Here is a 21,022-nt window from a genome sequence, read left to right on the forward strand (position 1 = left end):
ACGATCTCTAATGCGCTTCTGGTTTCATGGGCCGGCAGAAAAGACAACGAAGCCAACTAGCATCAGCTCATCGACTCCATCGCGGGCCACGATGCGTTAGAATAGAAAAAACGCTTGCAGGAGTCGTCATGCCAAACGTATCTCTCAAGGCTAAGCGGGCCTATTTCGCCAAGGTGAAACAGGCCAACTATGCGGCCAGTCTGCGTCTCGAAGGGATGGACTCGACTATTCCATCCCGCCCCCTGAGCAGTAAGGCGGCTGTTCTGGAAAAATATCGTCAGAATTGATCCGTGGATGAGTACGGCGCCGGTCAGGATCCCTATTGCTATGAGGGGACCACCATACTCAGGAACTTACTGGGCATTGGGGATGACCCGACACTGGAAGCCGCGGAGCGCGAACTGACGGTTCTCGCAGCAGAGACTATTCAGTTCGCCCCACCACCTTACGACCTCGGTTATTTAAAGCGCCTTCATCATCAGCTATTTGCCGATCTTTACCCCTGGGCCGGTGAGCTCCGAACCATCGACATCGTCAAAGGCGAGACTCGCTTCTGCAACGTACAGCGCATCGAACCCGAGGCTGGCAAGCTCTTCACTCGCCTGGCCCAGGAACAGGAATTCACCAACCTTTCTCGCGGCCCACTGGTCAGCGCCATCGCTGGGTTCTATGGCGATTTGAACGTCATTCACGCCTTCAGAGAAGGTAACGGTCGAGCTCAGCGCCTCCTTTTCGAGCATCTTGTCATCAATGTCGGCTACGAAATTTCATGGGATGGAATCCAGCGTGAGGAGTGGCTGCACGCCAATATCGCTCCCTACCATTGCGACTACGAGGCCATGACTGTCATCTTCGATAAATGCATCGGTCGGCCACTGGATGAATTGCCTCCCGATCCATGAGGTTTTTTGCCAGTCTGCGTTTTGACCGCTTTGCAGTGAAGCTGACGAGCCCCGGGCGCCGGCTGGCATCGAGCGCCGACCTCGAGAAATTTTCTCCCGACTCGATCACCGAGGACCGATATGGACTGGAACGTGGCTTATGTCTGGCTGGCCGTCGCGCTGCTGCTGGGGCTGGCGGAGCTGGCCTCCGGCGCGCTGGTATTGCTGGCGCTGGCGATCGCCGCCGCCACCGCAGCGCTGCTGGCCTGGCTGGGCGCTTCATTGACCTGGCAACTGATCGGCCTGGGGCTCGTCGCCGGGGTGCTGCTGCCGGTGGTCATCCGGGTGATCCGCCCCCGATTCTCACCACCGGGCGTCGACTACGGCACCACTGGCACCGGCGTCGAGAAGGGCAACGAGTACCGCACGCTCAAGCGCGATTTCGATGGCGCCAGCGGCCTCAAGATCAATGGCGATTTCTATCGACTGAGAGTTGCCGATACCGACACGACCGAGCTGCCACTGGGCAGCCCGGTCATCTTTCAGCATTTCGACGGCACCGAGGCCATCGTCACGCTGAAGCGCCCAACGGAGTGACCAACATGGATTTTCTTGCCAGCCCGGGTCTGATCATCAGCCTGATCATCGTCGCCATCGGCGTGCTGCTCATCGTCAAGGGGCTGGTGATCGTTCGCCAGTCTGAGGTGATGGTCGTGGAGCGCCTGGGGTCGTTCAATCGGCTGCTCGAGAGCGGGATCAACTTCATCATTCCGTTCATTGAGCAGCCTCGCGCCATCAGCATGATCCGCTATCGCAAGCAGGGCGAAGAGTACTATCCCATCGCCACCGACGAGATCCGCATCGACCGCCGAGAGACGGTCATGGATTTTCCCGGCCAGCCGGTTGTGACCACCGACAACGTGACGGTCACGATCAATGGCGCGCTCTACTATCAGATCATCGACCCCAAGCGGGCCGTCTACGAAGTCGCCAACATGAGCCAGGCCGTCGAGGTGCTGGCCAAGACCACGCTGCGTTCGGTGGTGGGCAAGATGGAGCTGGACAAGCTGTTCGAGTCGCGTGCCGAGGTCAACAACGCGATCCAGTCCGCCATGGAGGAGCCTGCATCCAAGTGGGGCGTCAAGATCTCCCGTGTCGAGGTGCAGGACATCGCCATGCCCGAGGAGGTCGAAAGTGCCATGCGCCTGCAGATGGCCGCCGAGCGTAAACGACGCGCGACGGTAACCGAAGCCGAGGGCGAGAAATCCGCCGCCATCGCCATGGCGCAGGGCCAGCGCGAGTCGTCGATTCTCAACGCCGAAGGCGACAAGCAGTCCGCGATCCTGCGTGCTCAGGGCGAGCAGGAATCGATCAAGCTGGTGCTCAATGCCATCGGCGAGAACGAAGAGAACAAGCGAACCGTGGTGGGCTATCTGCTCGGCCAGAGCTACATCAAGGCGCTGCCGACCATGGCCAAGGATGGCGAGCGCGTGTTCGTCCCCTACGAGTCTTCCGCCCTGCTCGGCAGCATGGGCATGTTCCGGGAACTGGCCGGCTCGCCGGAAGACACCGTCAGTCAGCACCTCAAGACGCGTCACGACTCCTCGAACCTGCGCAGTGGCATGGTCGGCGGGGCTGCGGGCCAAGGCTGACCGGCCGGTTTACGCCCCCATCTGAAACGGATAGACGTTGCCGATGCCCAGCAGCCGGGTCAGTTCGTCGAGCGCCGTGAGCGTCTCGTCGGCTAGCCGGGGATCGGCCAGGTCGTCCGGGGTCAGGCTGTCGCGATAGTGGCGCTCGACCCAGCCCACCAGATCGGCATAGAGCGCGTCATTGAGCAGCACCCGGCCGCTCAGCGCCTGGCGTTCCGCCGCCGAGAGCACCACGCGCAGACGCAGGCAGGCCGGGCCGCCGCCGTTGCGCATGCTCTGCTTGACGTCCTTGACCGTGACGTCGCCGATCGGGTTGTAGCCCGCCAGCAGCAGATCCTGAACCGTGCGCCAGACCGTCTCGTTCTCCTGGCACTCCCCCGGCACCACCAGCGTCATGCTGCCATCCGGATTCGACAACAGCTGCGAGTTGAACAGATAGGTCGAGACCGCGTCCTCGAGGCTGATCGCCTCGCTCGGCACCCGCACCGGGATCAGTGGCGAGGCCATCCGGGCGCGCAGCGCCTCCAGCGTCTTCTCCTCGTCGAGAAACGCCATCTCGTGGTAGAGCAGCACCGGCCCGTTGCCCACCGCGATCACGTCGTTGTGGAACACGCCGGCATCGATGGCATCCGGATGCTGCTGGGCGAACACGAGCTGGGAATCCTCGAGCCCATGCTGGCGCGCGATCGCCTGACTCGCCTCCAGTGTCTGGCGAGCCGGGTAGCGCCTGGGGCCACGCTCGCCGCCGAAGGCCTGACGCCCGTAGACGAACAGGTGCACGCCGGGCTCCCGATGATCGCCGCACAGGCGGGTATGGTTGGCCGCGCCCTCGTCGGAGAACGCCGGCGTCGCCGGTAGTACGCCATGATGGGCGAAATGACGCTCGTCACGGAAAATCGACGCCAGCACGCGGCCTGTGGTCTCCGGTTCGAGATAGCGGTGAAAGCTGGACTGCAGATTGGCCGGCGTGAAGTGCACGCGCCCGTCCGAGGCATCGAGGCTCGGGGTGATGGTGGCGGCATTGGCCGTCCACATCGACGAGGCCGAACACACCGCTCGCAGAATCTGAGGCGCCTCTTCCGCGGCACGGGCCAGCACCCGGGAGTTGTCGCCATGAAAACCCAACGCCCGCAACGCGCCCAGATCCGGGCGCTGCTGTGGCGGCAGCACGCCCTGGGCGTAGCCGGCATCCATCAGCGACTTCATCTTGGCCAGCCCCTGCAGCGCAGCCTCGCGCGGATTGGAGGCAAGCCCGCCATGGCGCATCGAGGCCACGTTGCCGTGCGCCAACCCGGCATAGTTATGGGTCGGCCCGACCAGGCCGTCGAAGTTGACCTCGCGAATGTCCGGCGCGTCAGCGTTGATCGTGTCGCTCATGATGTGACTCCACTGAGGGAATGGCTCATAGCTGGATGCCGGGCGGCAGCTCCGCCGGCATCGTCAGCGTATCGGCCTCCATCGAGGCGACCGGATAGGCACAGTAGTCCGCCGCGTAGTAGGCGCTGGGGCGATGATTGCCGCTGTCGCCGATGCCGCCGAACGGTGCATCGCCGGAAGCGCCGGTGGTCTGACGGTTCCAGTTGACGATGCCGGCGCGAATTCGCAGCAGGAAGTCGTCCCAGTCGACCTGATCTCCGCCGATCAGGCCGGCAGAAAGCCCGTAGCGGGTATCGTTGGCCAGTTCGATCGCCTCGTCCCAGCTCTGGTAACGATGAACCTTGAGCAGCGGCCCGAAGTGCTCCTCGTCCGGCACCTCGCAGCCGGTGACGTCGACCAGCCCCGGCGAGAGCAGACTGGTCCCCGCCTGCAACGACTGCATCCGCACCAGCACCCGCCCGCCTCGCGCCTCGAGGTCGCGCTGCGCTTCGAGCAAACCCTCGGCCGCCTGCGGGCTGACCAGCCCGGCATAGAACGGTGCCGGCTCGCTGAACGGCTCGGCGACGCGCAGCCCGGTCAGCGTGCGCGTCAGTTTCTCGATCAATTGATCGCCGGACTCACCCATCGGCACGATCAGGCGACGGGCACAGGTGCAGCGCTGACCGCCGGAGAGAAACGCCGACTGGATGACGGTCAGCACCGCCGCGTCGAGATCGCGCACGTCCTTGACCACCAGCGGATTGTTGCCGCCCAGCTCCAGCGCCAGGATCTTGCCCACCTGGCCGCCGAACTGGCGGTGCAAAAGCCCGCCGACCTTGGCGCTGCCGGTAAACAGCAGGCCATCGATATCGGCGTTGCCCGCCAGCGCCTGCCCCACTTCCGCCGCGCCCTGGACCAGGTCGATCACGCCGGCAGGCAGGCCCGCCCGCTCCCAGCACTGCAGTGTCAGATCGGCGGTCATCGGGGTCTGCTCGCTGGGCTTGAACACCACGCAATTGCCCGCCAGCAGCGCCGGCACGATATGCCCGTTGGGCAGATGCCCCGGGAAGTTGTAGGGGCCGAAAACCGCCAGAACACCGTGCGGGCGATGGCGCAGCACGGCGCGCGTGCCGCCCGCGTCCCGGGCGCGCTCGCCGGTGCGTTCGTGATAGGCGGTGAGCGAGATTGCCACCTTGCCGATCATTGCGCCCACTTCGGTGCGCGCTTCCCAGATCGGCTTGCCGGTCTCAAAGGCGATGCTCTGGGCCAACGGCTCGCGATTGGCCTCGAGCTCGTCGCGGAAGCGTTCGACGATGGCCTGACGTTCGGCAAAGGGTCGTCGCGCCCAGCCAGGAAACGCACGCCGTGCAGCCGAGATCGCCTCGTCGACCTGCTCGGGCGAAGCCGCCGCCGCCTGCCATAACACGGCACCCGAGACCGGATCTCGCTTGTCAAAGCGCGCGGCGGCGCCGTCGGTCCAGCGCCCGTCGATCAGCAACTGTTGCTTGGCGTGCATACATCACTCCTGATGGTTCTGAAAAAGGGGGCGGCCCCGCGTCACCGGGGCCCTCGAACGGGCCGGTTTTTGTAAGGGCGGCTCCGAATGCGTCCTTGCACGGGTCAGGACTCGAGCACCCGCAGCGCATCGCCGCTGGTCACGCCCAGCCGCTCGGCTTCCACGGTGGTGAGCGCGATCACGCCATCATCGCTGGGGCCACGGCCGATCCAGCTGCAGCGGAAGTCGCTCATGCCAGTGGTCGCGGCCATCCAGCCGGGGCGTTCGGGCTGGGCGAGAGAGTCGCCACTGACTTCCACCGTGACGCAGGAGGAGTGGCGAATGGCGCGAACGTCGTCGATGTAGGCCTCGACCGTCGGGCCGCCATCGAAGATGTCGATATAGCCTTCCCAGCGCAGCCCTTCCTTCTTGAGCATCTCCAGCGCGGGGCGGGTGTGCTCGTGGACCTGGCCGATGCACTCCCTTGCCGCCTGCGGCAGAAACGGCGTGTAGATCGGATACTTCGGCATCAGCTCGCCGATGAAACTCTTCTGCCCCAGCCCGGTGAGCTGATCGGCCTGCTTGAACTCCATCGGGAAGAAATGACTGCCGAGACTTTCCCAGAACGGACTGACGCCGTCCGGGCTGAACACGCCGCGCATTTCCGCCAGCACCTTGGCCGGGAAACACTCGCGAAATTCCGCCATGAACAGCCAGCGCGCCTTGGAGAGCAACGTGCCGTTGCGATCGCGGCGATAGGCCGGGCGCAGGAACAGCGAAGCGACTTCGGCGTCGCCGGTATGATCGGAGCTCAAAAACAGCGTATCGATGGTGCGATGCAGATCGAGCTGAACCGAGGAGTGAGCCAACTTGCCGACACGGTAGTGATAGAACGGCGTCTCGCGACCGACCTCGGCCTCGATCGCGCAGCACCCTGCCAGTTCACCGCTCTGTTCGTCCTCGAGCACGAAGAAGTAGAGTCGTTCCTGTTCGGGAACGCGGCCTTCGAAAGCCGCCACCGCGTTGGCGATCTTGGCCGCCAGAAATTCGCGGCTATTCGGCAACGAGGTGAAACCGACACCGGTCTCCTGGGCCAAGGCCTGCAGTTCGTCGATATCGTGATGCCCAATGGGTCGCAGGCGCATTACAGTTCTCCCTCGTCCAGCGCGTCTTCGACATTGGGTAGCGCCAGCGGCGCGACCAGTACGGCACGCCCCTCCTCGACGCCGAGCAGTGCCGCCTGCTCTTCCGACAGCAGCAGCTGGCCGGTCGGCGTGAGCGCGTAGCGCGCGACGGTGCAGCGAAAGTCCGCCAGCTGCTGATTGGCCACCATGGCGGGCTCCGCATCCGGCAGGGAGGCCGCCGGGCGAATGCGTACCGGATGCCAGCCGCAGTGGGTCAGCGTGTGCAGACGCTGCCGTTCCGCTCTGACCACTGGACCGGCGTCGAAGATATCGACATGCCGCGAACGCACGAAGCCTTCGGCCAGCATCTCCTGCAGTGCCGGTTCATGGGCGGGATGTTCGCGCCCGATCGCCGCCCGGGCCTGCGGGGTCAGCAGCGGCAGATAGAGTGGGAACTGCGGCATCACCTCGGCAATGAAGCTTTTGGAGCGCACGCCTGCCAGCAGATTGATTTCGTGGTAGCCCTGCTCGAAGAAATGGCGACCGACACTGTCCCAGAACGGCGAACCGCCCGCTTCGTCGAGATAGCCCGGAAAGGCGACGCCCAGCGTTTCCGCAAAGCGCTCGGGATACTGGGCGATGAACATCAACCGAGCACGGCGCAGCAGCGTCGCCGCACTGGTGCCGCGATAGCGCGAATCCAGCGACAGCGCGCACAGCAGCGAGACTTCCGACATCTCGTGAGAGAGCGACAGCGTCTGCACCTCGTGGCGCAGATTGAGCTGCTGCGAGGCGTGGATCAGGGTTTCCTGACGATAGGTGTAGTAGGCGTCCTGCGCGCCGGCCTGAGCCCGGATGCTGGCGGTGCCGACGATCTCGCCCAGATCCCGGTCCTCGAGGACGAAGGTGTAGAGTTCGTCGCCGGGGAAGTCGACGTTATGCGCCAGCGAGCGGTTGGAACGGGCGATTCGCTCTTCCAGCCGATCGCGATGCGCGGGCAGGTTCGTCAGTCTGGGCGTGGAACCGCCGGCGAGGCGCTCGATCGCTGCCAGATCGCCCGACTGTGCCGGACGAACCAGGAGATGACCGACGCTTCTCACCGCGGGATCCGCCACGGCAGCTGAGACGTTATCGGCGTCGATCATGATGGGTCGACGAGCTGCCCGATGGCCAGTTCCAGCCGTGCCATGCCCTCCTGGATATCCGCTTCCGGGATCACCAGGGAGGGCGCCATGCGCAGCACGTTGGGACCGGCCACCAGAATCATCAGCCCCTGCTCCAGCGCCAGCGGCAGGATGTCCCGCGCGCGGCCCTCGAAGTCGTCGCTCATCTCGGCACCGATCAGCAGGCCCATGCCGCGAATCTCCTTGAACACGCCGTACTTGCGATTGATGACTTCGAGATGCTCGCGGAACAGCGCATGGCGCCGCTCGACGCCCGCCAGCACTTCCGGCGTGTCGATGGTGGTCAGCGCGGCCAGCCCCACCGCGCAGGCCAGCGCGTTACCGCCATAGGTGGAGCCGTGCGTGCCCACCGCCAGCGACGGCGCCACGCGATCGGTGGTCAGCATCGCGCCGACCGGGAAGCCGCCACCCAGCGCCTTGGCGGTGGTCAGGATGTCCGGCGTTACGCCGTAGTGCATGTAGGCGTAGAGCTTGCCGCTGCGGCCGACACCGGATTGCACCTCGTCGACCACCAGCAGCGCCTGATGCCGATCGCACAGTTCGCGCAGGCCCTGCATGAACTCCGGCGTTGCCGGCGTCACGCCGCCTTCGCCCTGGATCGGCTCGACCACGATGGCGCAGGTGTCGTCATCGATCAGCGTGCGCACGCTGTCGAGGTCGTTGAACTCGGCGTGAACGATGCCGCCCGGAATCGGGCCGAAGCCTTCGGAATACTTGGGCTGACCGCCGACGCTGACGGTGAACAGCGTACGGCCATGGAACGCCTGTCTGAACGAGATGATCTTGTGCTTCTTCTCGCCGAAGTTGTCGAACGCCCAACGCCGCGCCAGCTTGAACGCCGCTTCGTTGGCTTCGCCACCGGAAGAGCAGAAGTAAGCCTTGTCGGCGAAGGTCCGCTCGACCATCTGCTTGGCCAGTGCCAGCGCCGGCTCGTTGGTGTAGACGTTGGAGAGATGCCACAGCTTGTTGGCCTGCGCCGTCAGCGCGCCGACCAGCGCCGGATGACAGTGCCCCAGCGCATTGACCGCGATGCCGCCGGCGAAATCGATGTACTCCTTGTCCGCCTGATCCCACAGCCGGCTACCCTCGCCACGCACCGGAATCGCCTGCTGCGGCGAATAGTTGGGGGTCATGTAGCGGTCGAAATCGTCACGTGTCGGGCTCGCGGCCATGTCTTTCTCCCTGAAGGTTAGGGTGGTGTCGGATGAGTATAAGGAGGCGATGACGCCCGGGCTTTCAGCGATGGGACGGCGAATTGCGAAAAGCGCCCCATGCTGAAACGGGCAGCGGGGTTGTGGCTGAACTAAGCTGCCCTAATTGAATCAGTGTACCTCTGCGACTTTCGTCGAGGCCACGATGCATTCTCGATTCACGCCAGTGTGACTACATTGGCCCAAGGAGAGGGAGATACCCGATGAAAATCGATCTGACCGGCAAGACCGCCATCGTCACCGGCTCCACCGCCGGCATCGGACTGGCCATCGCCCAGGGGCTGGCCAATGCCGGCGCAGCAGTCACCGTGACCGGGCGCACCCAGGCGCGCGTGGATGAGGCCATCGCCACGCTCGAGCAGAAGATTCCGGGGGCAAGCGTGGATGGCGTCGCGGCGGACCTGGGTACGGCCGAAGGGTGCCGGACGCTGATCGCTCGGAAACCCGACTGCGATATCCTGATCAACAACGTCGGCATCTTCGGACCCAAGGATTTCTTCGAGATCCCCGACGAGGAGTGGCAGCAGTTCTTCGACGTCAACGTGATGAGCGCCGTGCGCCTGTCGCGTCACTACGCCCAGGGGATGAAAGCGCGCGACTGGGGCCGGATCCAGTTCCTCTCCAGCGAATCGGCGCTCAACATCCCGGCGGAAATGGTCCATTACGGCATGACCAAAAGCGCCGTGCAGTCGATCTCGCGCGGGCTGGCCAAGGTTCTGGCGGGCACCCAGGTCACGGTCAACGCCGTGCTTCCCGGGCCGACCAAATCCGAAGGCGTGGGCAAGATGATTGCCGACATCGCCAGACAGCAGGGCATCAGCGAAGTCGAGGCGGAAGCCAACTTCGTCAAGGAGAACCGGCCGTCTTCGATCATTCAGCGCGTGGCCGAGGTCGAGGAAGTCGCCAACCTCAGCGTCTACCTGGCCTCGCCCCAGGCCAGCGCCACCACCGGCGCGGCAATGCGAGTGGAAGGCGGCATCGTCGATACCATGGCCTGAAATCGCTTTGGTAAACTGGCTACGCTCGGTCAAACGTTGTTGAAAATCGGCTCGGGTTACTCATTTACCCCGGCAAATTCCGTGCCCTCGCCAATTTTCGCCTAGCCTGACCATCGCTCGCCAAGTTTCCCATTATCGATTTGGCTGCCAAAGAAACGCGCCGCTAGCCTTAAGGCCAGCGGCGCTTTTTATGTCCGGGTAGGCTCAGGCGGTGCCGAGCGCAGCCCGTTTCAGTCGGTTTCAAGCATCGTAACGCTTGAAGATCACGCTGGCGTTGACGCCGCCGAAACCGAAAGCGTTGCAGATGGCGTGTTCCATCGGCATCTTGCGCGATTCGCCGTGGACCACGTCCAGATCCGCCGCCAGCGGGTCAGGATCGGTGTAGTTGCGGGTCAGCGGCGCAACCTGGTCGCGCAACGCCAGCAGCGTGAAGATCGCCTCGACCCCGCCGGCGGCGCCCAGCAGGTGGCCGGTGGTCGCCTTGGTCGCGCTGATCGCTGGCGAGTGGTCGCCGAACAGCCGATGGATGGCGGCCAGTTCGCCGCGATCGCCGACCGGCGTCGAGGTGGCATGGGCGTTGAGATGCTGGATCTCGGACGCTTCCAGGCCGGCCTGGCGCAGTGCGATCTGCATCGCCCGTGCCGCGCCGGAGCCATCCTCCGGGCCTGCGGTCATGTGATAGGCGTCTGACGTCGTGCCGTAGCCGACCAGCTCAGCGATCGGCGTCGCACCCCGCGCCAGGGCATGTTCGAGCGTCTCGATCACGATCAACCCGGCGCCCTCTCCCATCACGAAGCCATCACGGCCCTGATCGAACGGCCGCGAGGCCTGTTCCGGCGTGTCGTTGAAATGGCTGGAAAGCGCCTTGGCGGCGGCGAAGCCACCCAGGCTGACGCGATCAATACAGGCTTCGCTGCCGCCGCAGAGCGCCACATCGGCCTCACCGGCGTGAATCATGCGCGCGGCGTCGCCGATCGCCTGCAGACCGGCGGCACACGCCGTCACCGGCGCGCCGAGCGGTCCCTTGAAGCCATGACGAATCGACACCTGACCACAGGCGAGATTGGCCAGAAACGAAGGGATGGTGAACGGCGACAGCCGGCGCGGCCCGCGGCTATCGACCGTACGCACCGCGTCGGCAATGGCGGGAAAGCCACCGATTCCCGAGCCGATCAGGGTCGCCGTGCGCTCCTTTTCGGCTTCCGTCTGCGGGAACCAGTCGGCCTGGGCCAGCGCTTCTTCCGCCGCCGCTACCGCCATCTGGATGAAGCGGTCCATCTTGCGCCGCTCCTTGGGATCCATGGTCGCGTCCGGATCGAAGCCAGCGCTGTCGTCCTCGATGGTCGGTACCGGCCCGCCGACACCCACGGCCAGCCCCTCGACGGTCTCCGCCGGCAATCGGCGTAGGCCGGAGGCGCCCGACAGCAACCGCTGCCATACAGGATCGATGCCGCATCCCAGCGGCGAGAGGAGTCCCATACCTGTCACTACGATACGTCGCATGACGATGTCCTTTCAGTCATTGATCGAGTCACTCGCAGCATCGGCTGTCTGGCCGGCGGCCGTTGCCATTGTCGGCTGCGAGTCGGAAATACCGCCACGGTCGAAGGCAGCATGCATGCGTTCGACACGGGCATGAACCGCCGGAGTGGCATCGGGTCCCGGCGCCAGACGCACGTCACCGGGCGCCAGGGGGCGCTGATGATGGCGGTCGTACAGGATCGGATCGACGGGTTCGCGGGTCTGTCGATCGATCAGATAGAAGCCGTTGGCTTCGATCGGCAAATGGTGCTCTCCCCAGCGATAGAGCATCAGGATGACCGGGGCGAGGTCCTGCCCCTTGGCTGTCAGATGATACTCGTGACGCGGGGGATGCTGCTGATAGCAGCGCTTTTCGAGAAGCTCGTCGGAAACCATGCGCTCCAGGCGTCGCGTCAGCATGCTGGAGGCGATACCCAGGCCGCGCTGGAATTCGTCGAATCGCCGCGCGCCGTGCATCGCATCACGCAGAATCAATAGCGTCCAGCTGTCGCCCACGCATTCGAGCGCGCGAGCTACCGGGCAGAACAGGGAAATATCATGGGTCACTTTCATTATGGAAGTGACTCTACCGAATTCACCGTTCCAAGGAAAGTCCAGGCGCCTGACATCAATAACCGGATCACTGGACGTCGGTATCTTCCATGGTCAAACGCATCCGCATCCTCGCCAGCCGCTCGCCATGGCGTTCGACACGCTCCTGTTGGAGTGTTTCCCAGCCGCGCCCGGCCAGCGATGGCGCCAGCACCAGACTCGCTTCGATCGACACGACCTTGTAGCCGGCGTCGCTCAGCGCCTCGACGGAGAGCGCCAGCAGACGCGAGCCCAGTCCCTGTCGGGCCACCGACGGCCAGACGTAGAGCGTCTCGATACGCCCGGCCGACAAGTCGCGTTCACAGAAGCCGACGCAATGACCGTCACATTCGGCGACCAGCGTGGGATAGAGTGCCTGACGGGCCACCCAGGCCTCCGCCGTTCGCGGCAGCACTGCCGCCCAGGCCTCACGCTGCGCCAGCGTGTAGTGGCCGGCGGCGCCTTCCATGATCGCATGATGGAAGACTTCGGCCTGGTCCGGCGCATCCTTGGGTAGCGCCTGCCGGAAACGGGTTCGCTCGAGCATGGCGGTCTCTCCTTCATCAGCGCGAGGCAGATCGCTGTCACGCTGCAACGTTGTCGACCAACCTTTCGAAGCGCGGGAATCGCAGTGCGATGTCGCTCGCCGTCGCGATGAGGTTGGGCGACCGGGTGTTACTTAGCGCCAGCAATAGAAAGTCGGGTTCGGGCCCGATATCGAGCCAGTGCGGCAGTCCCGCCGGGACCGAGATCAGGTCGCCTCGATCGCAGCCGACGACGTAGACCCGATAGTTGAGATGGAAATAGAAGATCGCCTGTCCCCTGAGAAAGAGGTGCCAGGTCTCCTCGTCGTTGGACGATTCCGTGCAAAGGAGTTCACGCCGTAACTCGAGACCGGGATACTGCGGGCTCATTCCGCGCAGATCGCAATATTGGCGCCCGCTCAGACGCTGGATGTCGATCGCGGTCTCGTTGTTCAACACCATGAGCTGCTGTGTATCGATACCCACCGGCAACTCCGTCAGTTCGCGTCGATCGAAGTAGATCTCGATCGAGCTCATCTCCAGCGCGATGCGGTAGGCATCATGGGTACTCAGTAGCGGTTGATCACCATCCGCCTCGTGGTAAACGTGCAAAAAACTCATCCAACACCTCTCCTTGGTATCATGCGAGTCTTCAAAATCCCGCGCGCGCGGAGGCCCGAGCGCCACTGCAGTATGGCACCGTTGCGAAATTTCACCTCGAGAAGCGCGATTCCATGATTCCAGAGCCTCGATCTCACGTCCCTCCACACGACAGCGCTTTCACGCTGGAGACCATTGGTCACGTCGCCAGCGATTATCCCGACAAGTTCGGGATTCCGCGTCAGCCGGGGCTGGCACCGTCGGCGCGAGCGATTCTCTACCTCGCACCGGCGTTCGACGACCCTCTCGCCGTCGAGGGGCTGGAGGCGATGACGCACCTCTGGCTGACGTTCGTCTTCGATCGCAGCCCCGAAAGCTGGAAGCCTCGGGTTCGCCCGCCGCGCCTGGGGGGCAATCAGCGTATCGGCGTCTTCGCCAGCCGCAGTACCCACCGGCCCAATCGTCTGGGACTGTCACTGGTCGAACTGGTCGCCGTCGAGTGCACCGCCACACCCTCACTCGCTCGGGCACCGGTTGCCGGCTCGCGGCTGGCCGAGCGCCGGAGCCGAGTCAAACTGCATCTGCGCGGGCACGATCTCTGCGACGCGACCCCGATCCTCGACATCAAGCCGTATCTACCCTGGGCCGAGTCGCGCCCCGATGCCAGCGCCGGATACGCGCCCGTGCCGCCGCTTCAACACCGCGTCACTTTCAGCGCCACGGCCAGCGAAGCGCTTCGCTGTCATCCCGACGGCGAATCCCTGTCGCGTCTGATCGAAGAGGTGCTGGCGCAGGACCCGCGCCCCGCCTATCACGGCGGCGCGTCTTCATCGTCGAGCCTGAACGACACCGCGAGGTGCTATGGCGTGTTCCTGCGTGACGTCAACGTGCGCTTTCGCGTCAGGGACCGTGACGGTGAAGCCGAAATCCACGTGGAGACGATCGAGCCGCGTTAAACGCATCTGCACCGGGGTCGACACTGGTCAGCGGGCATCGATGCGGCTAGGCTGGCGTGCTTCGACGAATGACTGGAGTGCCCTCGATGCGAAAGTCGCTGTTTTCTCTCTGCCTGTCCGCCCTGGCGCTGTTTTCTCTTCCGGCGCTGGCCGATGCCGATCACCCCCACGTGCGTCTGGAGACGAGCCAGGGCGACATCGAAGTCGAACTCGACGCCAAGGCTGCACCCGACACGGTGGACAATTTCCTCAGCTACGTCGACGAAGGTTTCTACGCCGGCACCGTCTTTCATCGTGTCATGCAGGACTTCATGATTCAGGGTGGCGGCATGACGGCGGATCTCGAACCGAAGGCGACCCATGATCCGATCGCGCTGGAAAAAAGCGGACTCGACAACACCCGCGGCACCATTGCCATGGCGCGGACCGCCAATCCGGATTCGGCGACCAGCCAGTTCTTCATCAACCTGGTCGACAATACCGCGTTGAACTACCGCGATCTCTACAACCCGGGCTACACGGTATTCGGTCACGTGGTTTCGGGTATGGACGTCGTCGACAAGATCGCCGGAATGCCTACCGGACGACAGGGCCCGCATGCCGACGTGCCGAAGACACCGATCACCATAGAGGGCGCGGAGCGCATCGACTGAACGATGACGCGAGGCGTTGAAACGTCTCTGTCACCGCATCCGAACAGCAACAAGCCCCGGCGTTTTCACGTCGGGGCCTGGTCGTATCGGTCTCGCGATGATGGTTCAGTCGAAGGTCATGCCCAGACGGCGCCCCACCTCTTCATAGGCTTCGATCACGCCACCCAGGCCCTGGCGGAAGCGATCCTTGTCCAGCTTTTCCCGGGTCTCGGCATCCCATAGCCGGCAGCCATCCGGAGAGAACTCGTCGCCCAGCACGATCTCGCCTTCGAAGACACCGAACTCGAGCTTGTAATCGACCAACAGCATGCCGCCATCGAGAAACAGCTGTTTGAGCACGTCGTTGACCTGGAACGTCAGCGATTTCATGGTCGAAAGCTGCGCGGGCGTCGCCCAGCCGAACGTCTCGGCCAGCGACTCGTTGATCATCGGGTCGCCTTTCTCGTCGTTTTTCAGAAACAGCTCGAAGGTCGGTGGAGCGAGCTCGATGCCCTCCTCGACGCCGAGGCGACGGACCAGGCCACCAGCGGCCAGATTACGCACCACGCACTCGACCGGGATCATCTCCATTTTCTTGACCACGCACTCCGTATCGGACAGCAGCTGTTCGAAATGGGTGGGAATGCCGGCGGCCTGAAGCTTCTCCATGATGAAGGCGTTGAACTTGTTGTTGACCATGCCCTTGCGCTCGAGCGCTTCTTTCTTCTTGCCATCGAAGGCGCTGGTGTCATCGCGAAAGTGCAGGACAAGCCGCTGCGGGTCGTCGCTCAGATAGACCGACTTGGCCTTGCCGGCATAGAGAAGATCGCGTTTTTGCATGGAGCTGTCTCCGCGTCGCGGCCCCTTGGGGCAGCAGGTTCATGAACAAGATGAGAGTGAAGCGTGGTGTGTGGCCGCGACGCGGATTCATTCCGCCGTCATGCCACCTGCTGCCAGTCGATACCTCGATCCTGGGCCGAGACCAGCAGACGCGATTCATCGCCGTCGAGCAGCGGCACCAGCGTTTCCAGCACTCGCTCGGGGTGATTATTTTGCGCCGACAGGTGCGAGCAGACAATCCGCTGCAGTCGGTCAAGCCCCAACTGGCGCAGCAGATCCGCCGCCTGACCGTTGGCCAGATGCCCCCAGCGACCGGCGACACGGCGCTTCAGATGAGGCGGATAAGGCCCTTCGGCCAGCATCCGCGGATCATGATTGCACTCGAGGAACAGCGCATCGCAGCCATTGAAGACATCGACCACGTGAGACGTCGGGTGACCGAGATCGGTCAGCACGCCGAGACGACGATCGTTGGCACGAAAGCAGAACTGGATCGGCTCGCGAGCATCGTGGGGAACGGTGACCGGGTCGATCTCCAGCCCGCCGATGGCGAAACGCGCCTGCGGTACCAGCAACTGGTGACTGGGCACCTCGCCGAGCTTGCCGGAGAGCCAGCTGCCGGCGCTGAGATAGACCGGCAGCTGATGACGGCGAGCCAGCGCCCCCACGCCCGTGATGTGATCACTGTGCTCGTGGGTCACGAGCACCGCCGCCAGCTGACGCGGATGGACGCCAAGCCGCGCGAGGCGCCTTTCGGCCTCGCGCACACCAAAGCCGCAATCCACCAGGACCAGCGTTTCGCCGTCGCTGACCAGCGTCGCGTTGCCCTTGCTGCCGCTGCCCAGCGAGGCGAAGTGAAGGCCCGGAGTGGACGGCGACGACATCAGCGCAGCTTGGACGCGATGGCGTCGAGCAGCTCCCGGGCCGCGGCCGGCGATACTGGCTGACCTTCGGCGTCGGCCACCGTCACCACGGTATTGCCGGCGTTGGAGTCGAGCTGCAGGCGATAGTGGCTGGGCTGCGGATCGCTACCGAACCAGTTGAACCAGCCGCCATCGCCGGCGTCAAGCGGCAGGTAATCGATGAAGAACTGGCCAGCGCTGCGATTCTGATCGGTCACCGTCAGGCGAGCGGCATCGAATCCGTTCTGCAGCTGGTAATAGAGTTCGGACCAGGCACGTTCGCGATCCAGCGCCAGGTCGAGCTCCCAGCCGCCATCGCGGCTGCGCAATCGAACCCGCTCGCTCTGATCGAGCGGCTGCGCGGCCAGCGACACGCCGCTGTCGGCCGTGTGGTTGGCATCGAGATAGGCCTTGACCGAACTCAGGCAGGGTTTGCTGCCGCCGATATCGCAGCGCACTTCACTGGTACCGCTGCGCAGCCCCTGGCGCAGGCTCATGCTGCCCTGAGCGGTCTCGATACGACCACTGGCAGCATCGATGGCCGTCGGATTGACGCCGTGATCGACGGCGAACCCCTGCAGCCGTGGCCATACGCTTGCCGGCGCGGCGTCGACCAGCAGCCACTGCTCGCTGCCGGCCTGACGCATCTCCACGTACGGCTGCTCGTCGCTCTGCCCCGAAGCCAGAGGCTGCGGGCGGGGTGCCTCCTCGACGCTGTCGTCGGCCGAAAAATCGCTATCCGCTTGAGGTACCGGCATCGAATCCTGATATCGGACCTTATTGCGTGAAGCCGGCAGATCCAGCGGTTGGGTCATCTTGGCGTTCTGATATTCGTCGTTACGGTCGTAGTAGTAACCGTCCTGGAATAGCCCGCAGCCCGAGAGGGCCAGCGACGAGCACAACATCAGAGGCATCCATTTGAGGATGGGCTTCATGCATCCACCTTTGTTTGAAGCAATGGGCTGATTAGCGATTCGTTCCACGTCGACAGACATCACTTCCTGTCGATACCGGCGAGCTGCAGCGCTTCGCCGACGTTGCCGTGGTAGCGCTCGGACAGCCAGGTCAGCGGCAGCCGGATGCCGGTTTCGGCGTAACCCATGCGATTGAGTGCCCACTTGACCGGAATCGGATTGGATTCGATCCCCAGCGCCGTGTGCAGTGGCGCCAGGCGGGCGTTGATCTGGTGCGCCTTTTCACGCTGGCCGCTGGTCGCCGCGACACACAAATCGTGCATCGACTGCGGTGCCACGTTGGCAGTGACCGAGATATCGCCGTGGCCACCCATCAGCATGAAGTCGCAGGCGGTGGGGTCGTCACCGGAATAGAGCGCGAAATCACTGCCCTCGAGCCGGTCGATCAGCTCTTCGGCACGCTCCAGATTGCCGGTCGCATCTTTCAGACCGACGATTCGCTCGAGCTCCGCCAGACGGAAAACCGTCTCGTTGTAGATATCGGAGCAGGTACGACCGGGCACGTTGTACAGGATGATCGGCAGTTCGCTCGCTTCGGCGACCGCCTTGAAGTGCTGGTACAAGCCTTCCTGGGTCGGCTTGTTATAGTAGGGCGCCACCGACAGACAGCAGTCGGCGCCCACTTCGCTGGCATAGCGCGCCAGCTCCACCGCCTCGGCGGTGTTGTTGGCACCGGTCCCGGCAATCACCGGAATCCGACCGTTGACTTCCTCGACCACGGTGCGGATGACATCGAAATGCTCGGCAAACGACATCGTGGTCGGCTCGCCCGTGGTACCGGCGGCGACGATCGCGTCGGTGCCGTGGTCGAGATGAAAGTTCACCAGGCGACGCAGCGCCTCCCAATCGATCTCACCGCCGGCTTTCATCGGCGTCGCCATGGCAACGATACTGCCTGTGATCATTTTGCAGCTCTCTTCCTGTGGCCGGGATGGTCGGCCGCTCGCGGATTCCGGAACCCCGGCCGCATGCCGAGTTGGCATGGCGCCTGTCCAGGCACGATTTTGCAGATCCCAGATGGTACTCAGGCAGCCCCGGCGTGTACAGCCGACAAAGCCGGCTCCCGGCGATATCGGCGTCTCCAACGATGGTCACGTCGGTTCTCAACGATGGTCCTGTCGACGATGACCGGGGTCACATCGATGGCGGCTGACAAGTCTCGGCGTCCCGACGACGGAGGCGACTGAGGGGATCCGGACGACCGTCACGGCGAGGCCACGCCCGAGCATTGACCTTCAGAATCGGCTATCGTTCGATCACGACGGATTCCCGAGGAATCCCCACGACTCATCTTCTCCTCATTTCGGAGCGACTCATGACAATCCGCGTTGGACAACCCGTCGACGATTTCTCCGCCGAGGCCACCGGCGACACCGCCTTTCGGCTCAGCGACTATCGCGGCAAGCAGTTGGTGATCTACTTCTATCCCAAGGACAGCACGCCCGGCTGCACCACCGAGGGCGGCGACTTCGGCGCCAGAATCGGCGAGTTCGAAGCCGCCAACACGGTCGTTTTCGGCGTCTCCCGGGATGGCCTCAAGTCTCACGAGAACTTCAAGGCCAAACAGGGCTTCCCTTTCGAACTGATCTCGGATCGCGACGAGGCCGTTTGCAAGCAGTTCGACGTGATCAAGTTGAAGAAGATGTACGGCAAGGAACATCTCGGCGTCGAGCGCAGCACCTTTCTGATCGACGCCGACGGCAAGCTCGCCCGGGAATGGCGTGGCGTCAAGGTTCCTGGCCATGTCGAGGAAGTGCTCGCAGCGGCACGCGAACTTAACGGCTGAAGTTAATTGGGCCGCACCGCATCAAGCCAGGCGCCATGTCAGCCGCGGGCCGCCAATAAGGCGGTCTGCGGCCGAACACAACCATGCCACGACCTCCCATTACCCTGCCCCTTCCGAGCCCCCTGCACCACCGAGAGTCAATTTCGTTCAAGACACCCAGGTGGATCTCTTTGATAGTTGCTCCAGTCACGGTCACCGATCCCCCGATCACTCACTACGGGCCGGGTGACAGCTCTCGATCGATCGTGAGACGACCAGATGAAGACAATGGAAGATACAGGTCAAGCGAGGAAAATCGGCCATGCTACACCGGGTTCAATCTGCGCACACCGCACTGCCTGGCGCTCATCTCATCGAGATCCAGTCGGATCGACGATTCCCCCGTCACTCGCACGATGAGTACGGCATCGGCGTGATGCTCGACGGCGGACACGTCTCGTGGAGTGGCCGCGGAAGCGTCGAGGCAGGCCCGCGTCACGTGATTACGGTCAATCCCAGCGAGCTTCACGACGGTATCCCGATAGGCGGTTCTGCGCGCCGCTGGCGCATGCTGTTCGTCGAACCAAGCTTGATCGCCCGCGCCTTCGGCACCGACCTGGCATCGCGTGAATTCCACCATCCGGCGCTGAGCGACCCCGCCTTGACCAGGCGCCTACTCCACGGCATGGCGGATATCCCCAACAGCGCTCCCGACGAGATCACGGAAATCATCGGCGATCTGTTCGGTGCGCTGCTAGACACGTCGCTTCCGATACCAACGGCCGCCCCTCCTTCATCCGCGGTTCAGCGAATGCTGGAACGACTTCATGACGACCCGCTCGACGCCCCAGCGCTCTCTGAGCTGGCCCGCATCGCCGAGCTGACGCCCTACACCGCGCTGCGTCGGTTCCGGCGTGAAGTCGGCACCACTCCCCATGCCTATCTCAAACAGCGCCGCGTGCGCCTGGCCTGCGCAGCAATCAGCCGAGGCACCTCCCTGACGGAAGCCGCCGACGTGGTCGGGTTTGCGGATCAGAGCCATATGACACGGGCTTTCGTGCGGCAATTGGGCGTGACGCCTGGTCAGTGGCGTGGTTGATTCATCGCCCTCTGAACATCGGAACTCACCATGACCCTCGAATTTCTGCTGACTGCCCTCATCGTTGTGGTGCTGCCAGGCACCGGCGTGCTCTACACACTGGCCACGGGATTGGGACGAGGCGCACGCGCTGCCATGCTCGCCGCGCTGGGCTGCACACTGGGCATCGCGCCCCAACTACTGCTGGCCACGCTGGGCCTGACGGCCATCCTGGAAATGAGCTCCACCCTTTTCCAGGCAATGCGCATCGCAGGAACGCTCTATCTGCTATTCATGGCGTGGCAGGTATGGCGGGCGCAGGGAGTGATGGCCGTCGATAGTCAGCACTCGCCTCGCGGTGGCCTGGCGCTGATCGGCACGGGCATCTGGCTCAACCTGCTCAACCCCAAACTTGGTCTATTCTTCCTCGCCTTCCTGCCCCAGTTCGTACCGATCGATAGCGCCGACGCACGTAGCGATTTTTTCCTTCTCGGTCTGGTATTCGTGGTCATGACATTGATCGTGTTCATTGGCTATGGACTGATGGCGGCTTGGGTCCGCGATCATGTCATCGGCAGGCCACGAGTGATGGCATTCATTCGCTATGGCTTTGCTGCCGCTTTCGTACTGCTGGCCCTGCGTCTCGGTTTCGAAAGACTCTGACCCCGCGCCAGCGCAGCGAAAGAGAGATTGCGCGGCTCAGCCGCCCGCGGACGTGACTTATCCCGTTCCTGCGCG

Annotated in this window: 23 protein-coding genes; 10 read left to right on the forward strand and 13 right to left on the reverse strand. The window is 63.7% G+C overall.

Annotation, left to right across the window (positions count from 1 at the left end; translation table 11 throughout):
• The first annotated feature begins 128 nt into the window (after positions 1-128).
• From DOM36_RS00915 to DOM36_RS00930, 4 genes are all read left to right on the forward strand, one after another.
• Complete coding sequence (locus tag DOM36_RS00915; protein WP_110640666.1) at positions 129-287, forward strand: YhfG family protein; 159 nt, start codon at positions 129-131, stop codon at positions 285-287.
• 3 nt (positions 288-290) lie between these two features.
• Positions 291-902 carry a putative adenosine monophosphate-protein transferase Fic gene (locus DOM36_RS00920; RefSeq protein ID WP_110640668.1) on the forward strand — a complete coding sequence of 204 codons (612 nt, stop codon included), beginning with the start codon at positions 291-293 and terminating at the stop codon, positions 900-902.
• A gap of 120 nt (positions 903-1,022) precedes the next feature.
• Positions 1,023-1,478: a nodulation efficiency, NfeD-like protein gene (locus DOM36_RS00925; protein WP_075568373.1), complete on the forward strand. Its 456-nt coding sequence runs from the start codon at positions 1,023-1,025 to the stop codon at positions 1,476-1,478.
• Positions 1,479-1,483: 5 nt separating this feature from the next.
• Positions 1,484-2,533: an SPFH domain-containing protein gene (locus DOM36_RS00930; RefSeq protein WP_110640670.1), complete on the forward strand. Its 1,050-nt coding sequence runs from the start codon at positions 1,484-1,486 to the stop codon at positions 2,531-2,533.
• A 9-nt stretch (positions 2,534-2,542) separates the two neighbouring features.
• Here DOM36_RS00930 and astB read toward each other — a convergent pair whose 3' ends face one another.
• The 5 genes from astB to DOM36_RS00955 all read right to left on the reverse strand — a co-directional run bounded on the left by astB (position 2,543) and on the right by DOM36_RS00955 (position 8,864).
• Entirely contained in the window at positions 2,543-3,910 is a 1,368-nt protein-coding gene (gene astB, locus DOM36_RS00935) for an N-succinylarginine dihydrolase (protein ID WP_110640672.1), read from the reverse strand.
• Between the two features lie 25 nt (positions 3,911-3,935).
• On the reverse strand, positions 3,936-5,405 hold the full coding sequence (gene astD, locus DOM36_RS00940) for a succinylglutamate-semialdehyde dehydrogenase (RefSeq protein WP_110640674.1): 1,470 nt from the start codon (positions 5,403-5,405) through the stop codon (positions 3,936-3,938).
• A gap of 104 nt (positions 5,406-5,509) precedes the next feature.
• On the reverse strand, positions 5,510-6,529 hold the full coding sequence (astA, locus tag DOM36_RS00945) for an arginine N-succinyltransferase (protein WP_110640676.1): 1,020 nt from the start codon (positions 6,527-6,529) through the stop codon (positions 5,510-5,512).
• Entirely contained in the window at positions 6,529-7,653 is a 1,125-nt protein-coding gene (locus DOM36_RS00950) for an arginine N-succinyltransferase (protein ID WP_083941389.1), read from the reverse strand. Before DOM36_RS00950 ends, astA begins: the two co-directional genes overlap by 1 nt.
• On the reverse strand, positions 7,650-8,864 hold the full coding sequence (locus DOM36_RS00955; RefSeq protein WP_075568378.1) for an aspartate aminotransferase family protein: 1,215 nt from the start codon (positions 8,862-8,864) through the stop codon (positions 7,650-7,652). The genes DOM36_RS00950 and DOM36_RS00955 overlap by 4 nt, the downstream gene beginning before the upstream one ends.
• A gap of 242 nt (positions 8,865-9,106) precedes the next feature.
• On the opposite strand from DOM36_RS00955, the gene DOM36_RS00960 reads away from it, so the two are divergent.
• Positions 9,107-9,901 (forward strand): SDR family NAD(P)-dependent oxidoreductase, encoded by a 795-nt coding sequence (locus DOM36_RS00960; RefSeq protein WP_110640678.1) that lies wholly within the window; start codon positions 9,107-9,109, stop codon positions 9,899-9,901.
• A gap of 240 nt (positions 9,902-10,141) precedes the next feature.
• On the opposite strand, the gene fabF is transcribed toward DOM36_RS00960, so the two are convergent.
• From fabF to DOM36_RS00980, 4 genes are all read right to left on the reverse strand, one after another.
• A complete protein-coding gene (gene fabF / locus DOM36_RS00965; protein ID WP_075568380.1) occupies positions 10,142-11,404 on the reverse strand; it encodes a beta-ketoacyl-ACP synthase II in 1,263 nt (420 codons plus the stop codon).
• Between the two features lie 12 nt (positions 11,405-11,416).
• A complete protein-coding gene (locus DOM36_RS00970) occupies positions 11,417-11,995 on the reverse strand; it encodes a helix-turn-helix domain-containing protein (RefSeq protein WP_083941392.1) in 579 nt (192 codons plus the stop codon).
• A 67-nt stretch (positions 11,996-12,062) separates the two neighbouring features.
• Positions 12,063-12,560, reverse strand: a complete 498-nt coding sequence (locus DOM36_RS00975) for a GNAT family N-acetyltransferase (protein ID WP_110640680.1) — start codon at positions 12,558-12,560, stop codon at positions 12,063-12,065.
• Positions 12,561-12,597: 37 nt separating this feature from the next.
• Complete coding sequence (locus DOM36_RS00980) at positions 12,598-13,158, reverse strand: hypothetical protein (protein ID WP_075568383.1); 561 nt, start codon at positions 13,156-13,158, stop codon at positions 12,598-12,600.
• A gap of 113 nt (positions 13,159-13,271) precedes the next feature.
• Here DOM36_RS00980 and tsaA point away from each other — a divergent pair, with 113 nt between their 5' ends.
• Positions 13,272-14,093 carry a tRNA (N6-threonylcarbamoyladenosine(37)-N6)-methyltransferase TrmO gene (tsaA, locus tag DOM36_RS00985; protein WP_110640682.1) on the forward strand — a complete coding sequence of 274 codons (822 nt, stop codon included), beginning with the start codon at positions 13,272-13,274 and terminating at the stop codon, positions 14,091-14,093.
• Between the two features lie 86 nt (positions 14,094-14,179).
• A complete protein-coding gene (locus DOM36_RS00990; protein ID WP_110640684.1) occupies positions 14,180-14,746 on the forward strand; it encodes a peptidylprolyl isomerase in 567 nt (188 codons plus the stop codon).
• Between the two features lie 105 nt (positions 14,747-14,851).
• Here DOM36_RS00990 and purC read toward each other — a convergent pair whose 3' ends face one another.
• The 4 genes from purC to dapA form a co-directional block, all read right to left on the reverse strand.
• On the reverse strand, positions 14,852-15,565 hold the full coding sequence (gene purC, locus DOM36_RS00995) for a phosphoribosylaminoimidazolesuccinocarboxamide synthase (protein ID WP_075568385.1): 714 nt from the start codon (positions 15,563-15,565) through the stop codon (positions 14,852-14,854).
• Positions 15,566-15,663: 98 nt separating this feature from the next.
• Entirely contained in the window at positions 15,664-16,449 is a 786-nt protein-coding gene (locus tag DOM36_RS01000; RefSeq protein WP_075568386.1) for an MBL fold metallo-hydrolase, read from the reverse strand.
• Positions 16,449-17,402: an outer membrane protein assembly factor BamC gene (gene bamC, locus DOM36_RS01005; RefSeq protein ID WP_110640686.1), complete on the reverse strand. Its 954-nt coding sequence runs from the start codon at positions 17,400-17,402 to the stop codon at positions 16,449-16,451. The genes DOM36_RS01000 and bamC overlap by 1 nt, the downstream gene beginning before the upstream one ends.
• Positions 17,403-17,461: 59 nt before the next feature.
• Positions 17,462-18,346: a 4-hydroxy-tetrahydrodipicolinate synthase gene (gene dapA / locus DOM36_RS01010; protein WP_075568388.1), complete on the reverse strand. Its 885-nt coding sequence runs from the start codon at positions 18,344-18,346 to the stop codon at positions 17,462-17,464.
• A 410-nt stretch (positions 18,347-18,756) separates the two neighbouring features.
• Between dapA and DOM36_RS01015 the strand changes: the two genes are divergently transcribed.
• The 3 genes from DOM36_RS01015 to DOM36_RS01025 all read left to right on the forward strand — a co-directional run bounded on the left by DOM36_RS01015 (position 18,757) and on the right by DOM36_RS01025 (position 20,947).
• A complete protein-coding gene (locus DOM36_RS01015; protein ID WP_075568389.1) occupies positions 18,757-19,227 on the forward strand; it encodes a peroxiredoxin in 471 nt (156 codons plus the stop codon).
• Positions 19,228-19,528: 301 nt separating this feature from the next.
• Positions 19,529-20,305, forward strand: coding sequence for an AraC family transcriptional regulator (locus tag DOM36_RS01020; protein WP_110640687.1), 777 nt, complete (start codon positions 19,529-19,531; stop codon positions 20,303-20,305).
• Positions 20,306-20,335: 30 nt separating this feature from the next.
• Positions 20,336-20,947: a LysE family translocator gene (locus DOM36_RS01025; RefSeq protein ID WP_110640689.1), complete on the forward strand. Its 612-nt coding sequence runs from the start codon at positions 20,336-20,338 to the stop codon at positions 20,945-20,947.
• Positions 20,948-21,022 lie beyond the last annotated feature (75 nt).

The sequence above is a fragment of the Salinicola sp. CPA57 genome (assembly GCF_003206035.1).
GTDB classification, from domain to species: domain Bacteria; phylum Pseudomonadota; class Gammaproteobacteria; order Pseudomonadales; family Halomonadaceae; genus Salinicola; species Salinicola socius.